Here is a 5,222-nt window from a genome sequence, read left to right as displayed (position 1 = left end):
TGTGGCACTGCCTCCGAAAGGGCCTTCTGTACGACGAGACCGTCCACGTCGCAAACCGCAACCGGGCGCTCGGACGAGTCCCGAGGGCCGCCTGACCCGCCGGTGGTTGACAAAGGGTGTCTCATCCGCTTGCCCCCAGCGCCGCCTCGATCACGGCCTTCGCCACCGGCGCGGCGACCGTGCCGCCGGTGGCCTCGGCCTGGAGCGTGCCGCCGTTCAGCACCACTACGGCCACAACGATCTGCGGGTTGTCCGCCGGAGCGAACGCCACGAACCAGGCGTGGGGATTCCCGTTCGACGTCTGCGCCGTCCCGGTCTTGCCGGCCACCTGCACCCCGGGGATCTGTGCCTGGGTCCCGGTTCCCCGCTGGACCACGCTGATCATCATCTGGGTCATGGCGGCGGCCGTGGCCGAGGAGATGGGGCGGCCGTAGACGTGGGGGCCGTAGGTGTGGATGACCACGCCGTTCGGGTCGAGGACCTGGCGGACCAGGCGCGGCTGCATCTCCGTACCGCCGTTCGCGATGGCGGCGGCCACCAGGGCCATCTGGAGCGGGTTGGCCGCCACGTCCTGCTGGCCGATGGCCGAGAAGGCCAGCGCGGGCAGCCGGTCCGGGAAGAACGACGGCGGCGGGAACTGCCCCTCCGCGAACGGCACGTCGAACGTCACCTGCTGGTCGAACCCGAACGCGCGGGCCTGGTCGTACAGCTTCTGCGCGCCGAGCTTCAGCCCGAGCTCGGCGAAGGTCACGTCGCACGAGATGGTGAGCGCGTCGGCCAGCGTGATGGTGGGCGCCCCTCCGTTGCAGACCTCCCCGCCGAAGTTGTGCAGCACGTGGGTGGTCTGGGGAAGCTTCAGGGCCGGCGGGTTGGGGAGCTGGGTGTTCGGCGTCATCCCGTTCTCCAGGGCCGCCGCCATGTCCACCAGCTTGAACGTCGACCCGGGCGGATAGATCTGGTCGGACGCGTTCGACAGCAGGGGCTTGCTGGGGTCGTCGTTCAGCTGCTTCCAGGCCCTGCGGATGGCGTCCGGATTGTGCGACGACAGGCTGTTGGGGTCGTAGGAGGGGATGCTGACCATGGCCAGCACCTCGCCGGTGCGTGGGTCCAGGGCCACCACCGCGCCGCCGCTCCCGTTCTGGGCGGAGTTCAGCGCGTTCTGGGCGGCCTGCTGGATCTTGGGGTCGATCGTGGTGACGATGCTGGCGCCCCGCTTGGGCCGGTCCAGGATCTCGTCCTCCAGGCTGGTCGGCAGGAGGTCCGTGGACCGCGCGGCGAGGTAGTCGTTGTAGTTCTGCTCCAGGCGGCTCCGGCCGTACACCAGCGAATAGAACCCGGTGATGTCGCCGTACAGCGAGCCGTCGGGGTACCGGCGAAGGAACTTCAGCCGCCCCGGCGTGGGCACGCTCTTGGCCAGCACGGTGCGCTCGTCCCGGGCCAGGATCTCGCCCCGGTCCACCGAGTACTCCTGGATGATCAGGCGCGCGTTGGCAGGGTTGTTCGCCAGGGAGCTCGCCGCGAACACCTGGATGTAGTTGACCTGCGCGAACAGGATCGCGAACAGCACCCCCAGCGCGAACCCCAGCCGGCGGATCTGGCGGTCCACCTCAGGCTCCCTCGGCGGCGGGCGCCCGGCGACGCGGCGCCGGCCCCGCGGAGATCCGGATCAGCAGGGCCAGCAGGATGAAGTTCGCCAGGAGGCTGGAGCCCCCGTAGGACACGAACGGTAACGTGATGCCGGTCAGCGGGATGACCCGGGTGACGCCGCCGACGATGATGAACCCTTGGAGCCCGAGGATGGCCGCCAGCCCGGCGGCCAGGAGCTGTCCGAAGCCGTCCTGCTGCTCGGTGGCGACCTTCAGCCCCTTGCCCACCAGCGTCAGAAACAGCAGCAGCACCGCTGTGGTGCCGAGCATCCCGAGCTCCTCGCCGATGGCCGCGAAGATGAAGTCGGTGGCCGCGTACGGGATGGTCTGGGGCTGGCCCCGGCCCAGCCCGCTCCCGCCGATCCCGCCCGTGGCCATGGCGAACTCGCCCTGGGCCAGCTGGTAGCCCTGATCGTGGACGAACTGCGGCTCCAGGGCGTGCTGCCAGATCTCCACGCGGTCCTTCACATGGCTGAACGTGGAGGCGGCCAGAAGCGCGCCGATCGCGAACAGGATCGCGCCCACCACCAGATAGGCGCCGCGGGCCGTGGCCACCCACAGCATCACCACGAAGATGGCGAAGTACAGCAGCGAGGTCCCCAGGTCCTTCTCGAAGAACAGCACCGCCAGGGCTACCCCCCACGCCAGCAGCACGGGGCCCAGATGCTTGGCCTGGGGGAGCTGGAAGGGCCCCAGCCGTCCCGGCGCGACCTGGAGCAGCTCCCGCTTGGTGTTCAGGTACGAGGCCAGGAAGATGGCGATGGCCACCTTCCCGAGCTCCGCGGGCTGGAAGTGCAGCGAGCCCAGGCCGATCCACACCCGCGAGCCGTTGATCTCCTGTCCGAGGCCCGGGACGATCGGCAGCAGCAGCAGGACCACGCCCGCCAGCCCGATCGTGTACGTGAAGGCGTCGAGCTGCCGGTGGTCGCGCACCAGCCACAGCGTCAGCCCGAACGCGACCAGGCTCACCACCAGCCACTGGGCCTGCTGGATCGAAAGGTGGTGGTCCAGGCGGTAGATCATGGCGAACCCGATGCCGACCAGCAGGCCGGCGGCGGGAAAGAATGCCGGCTCGGCACCGGGCGCCAGCCGGCGGATCAGCAGGTGCACGACGACGTAGCCGCCCACGAACAGCACGACGTACACCGGCAGCCTCGCCGAGAGCTTCTCGTGGCGTCCCAGCACCACCAGGGCGTAGGCGCCCAGGGCGAGGAGCGCGGCCAGGATGGTGAGGGCGAGCTGCACGCCCGAGCGCCCGCGGGGCGGCGAGGCCGCCTGCGCCTCGATCATCCGGAGGTGCTCTTCTCCGCCCCCGTCTGACGTACCTCCGTGAGCCTGGCCCGCATGTTCGTCACGATCAGATCCGCCTTTGCCTTGCTGCTCACGGGGTCGAGGCCGCCCTGGAGGTCCTGCCACGACGAGCGCAGCGGCTGGACCGCGGCGGCCGACAGGTCCGTCCTCTCGACCAGGCCGTACAGCTTGGCCCCGATGAACTCCGAGGGGATCCCCCGGAACACCGCCACCTTCCCCCCGTCCACCCCGACGAACCACTGCGTGTCGAGGTAGAGGCGGAATCCGACTCCCGCCGCCACCAGCAGCAGCACGAGGCCCCCGATCCATGCGAGGAGGCGCCGCCGGCGGCGCTTTCGGTTCCGCTGGAAGGTCCCGGTGGGTGGGACCGTGGTCGGAGCGGACATCGTGGCCGTCGTGGTCCCGCCCGGGGCGCGCATGACCGCGGTATCGTCGCGGCGGACCCGACCCGGTGGGATGGGGACCGCGCCGATCTGGGTGATGTCGGAGCCGGCCGGCGCGGGCGGCACGTCGGGAGCGGCCGGCGCGGATTCAGCGTCCGCCGATGGCGGGGCGCCCGAATCGGGCTCCGTGGCCCGCGCGCCGCCGTCCCCGCCGTCCCCGCCGCCGTCTCGGACACTGTCCCGGGCGGCCCGGTCGGCCAGGTCCACGCCCTCGCCGGGCTCGAACTCCAGGACGACCACGGTGATGTTGTCGAGGCCCCCGGCCCGGTTGGCCAGCTCCACCAGGTGGTCGGCCGCCTCCTGGGCGTCGGACGCCGCCTCCAGCGTGCGGCGGATGTCCTCCTCGGGGACCATGGAATGCAGCCCGTCGGAGCACAGCAGGATGCGGTCCCCCGCCAGCGCGTGCACCGGGACCTCGTCCACCTCTACGGGCTCCTCGACCCCCAGGGCCCGGATCAGGATGCTCCGCTGCGGGTGGGTCTCCTCCTCCGCCTCGGTGATCCTGCCCTCCATGGCCATCCGGTGGACCAGCGTGTGGTCTTCGGTCAGCCGGTGGAGCTCACCGTCGCGCAGCAGGTAGGCCCGGGAGTCCCCCACGTGTGCGAGGTGGATGACGTCGCCCTCCATGAACGCCGCGGTGAGCGTGGTGCCCATCCCGGACAGGCTGCGGTCGCCCTGCGCGCGTTCCAGGATGGCCCGGTTGGCCTCCTTGACCTGGTCGGCCAGGCGGTCCCAGGAGCCGTCGCCGACCCGCGACAGGACCTGGAGGGCCAGGGCCGACGCGACGTTCCCGCCGCGGTGCCCGCCCATGCCGTCGGCCACGGCGTACAAAGGCGGCGCCGCGAGCAGCGAGTCCTCGTTGCGCTCGCGGGCCCGTCCGACGTCCGTGGCGGCCCCGACTCGGATTCTCACGCGGTCGTCTCCCCCGCTCTCCCCGCTCGGGGCTCCCCGGATCCGGTCATCGCTTCAACTCCAGGGTCGTCTTCCCGATGCGGATATGATCCCCCGCCTGGACCTGGGCCGAACCGCTGACCCGCTGCTGGTTCAGGTAGGTCCCGTTGGTGGACCCCAGGTCTTCCACGTACCAGGCCCCGTTCTTGGAGTACAGCCGGGCGTGGAACTGGGAGGCGTAGCGGTCCTCGATCCGCACGTGGCAGGCCTCCGCCCGCCCGATCTGCACGGCGCCGGCCAGCGGAACCGAGTCCAGCTTCTTGCCGGCCTCGTCCCGGACCACCACCGAGGTGGGCGCCTTTCCCTTGCCGGCCCGGGTGGGCGTCGCTCCTCTCGCCACGGGCCGGGACGGCCGGGTGTCGGGGGCCCGGCTCCGCCGTCCCGCCACGTCCACGGCCACCGTTCGAAGGGCCCGGAACACGAAGAAGTACACCAGCGCGAGGAAGGCGTACTTCAGGACCGACAGGACGAACGGGGAGACGGCCGCCGCGAGCGGCGGCATCAGGATCCCCGGAACTCGAGCACCGTCCGGCCGATCGTGATGCGGTCGCCCTCCTCCAGCTGTCGCTCGTCGACGGTGGCCTCGTTGACCATGGTGCCGTTGGTGGAACCGAGGTCGATGATGACGTAGGAGCCGTTCTCCCGGCGAATCTCGGCGTGGTGGCGGGAGGCCCCGGGGTCGGACAGCACCACGTCGCAGTCGGCCAGCCGCCCCAGCGTCACCACGTGCTTGCTGAGCGGGTAGGTCTTCACCGGCCGTCCGTCCTCCAGCAGCACCAGCTCGCCTCCGGCGGCAGGCGCTCGGGCGCCGGACCTCGCTCCCCGTTCGCGGGCCGGCGCGCGGCTCGAAGCGCGGCTCGGCGCGCGGCTC

Annotated in this window: 5 protein-coding genes; all 5 read right to left on the bottom strand. The window is 71.3% G+C overall.

The genetic code is table 11. From position 1 onward, the window contains the following. Positions 1-121 precede the first annotated feature (121 nt). Positions 122-1,606: a penicillin-binding protein 2 gene (locus M3Q23_02930; protein MDP9341066.1), complete on the bottom strand. Its 1,485-nt coding sequence runs from the start codon at positions 1,604-1,606 to the stop codon at positions 122-124. Position 1,607: 1 nt separating this feature from the next. Continuing rightward, positions 1,608-2,936, bottom strand: coding sequence for an FtsW/RodA/SpoVE family cell cycle protein (locus M3Q23_02925; GenBank protein ID MDP9341065.1), 1,329 nt, complete (start codon positions 2,934-2,936; stop codon positions 1,608-1,610). After that, entirely contained in the window at positions 2,933-4,312 is a 1,380-nt protein-coding gene (locus tag M3Q23_02920; GenBank protein MDP9341064.1) for a Stp1/IreP family PP2C-type Ser/Thr phosphatase, read from the bottom strand. The genes M3Q23_02925 and M3Q23_02920 overlap by 4 nt, the downstream gene beginning before the upstream one ends. Positions 4,313-4,358: 46 nt before the next feature. Continuing rightward, complete coding sequence (locus M3Q23_02915) at positions 4,359-4,853, bottom strand: FHA domain-containing protein (GenBank protein ID MDP9341063.1); 495 nt, start codon at positions 4,851-4,853, stop codon at positions 4,359-4,361. Then, on the bottom strand, positions 4,853-5,222 hold a 370-nt coding region (locus tag M3Q23_02910), incomplete at its 5' end, for an FHA domain-containing protein (GenBank protein ID MDP9341062.1). The genes M3Q23_02915 and M3Q23_02910, both read right to left, overlap by 1 nt.

This window comes from Actinomycetota bacterium (assembly GCA_030774015.1).
Taxonomy (GTDB): Bacteria; Actinomycetota; UBA4738; order UBA4738; family JACQTL01; genus JALYLZ01.
The sequence above is the reverse complement of the archived record's forward strand: the minus strand, read 5'-3'. Positions and strand labels throughout refer to the sequence as shown.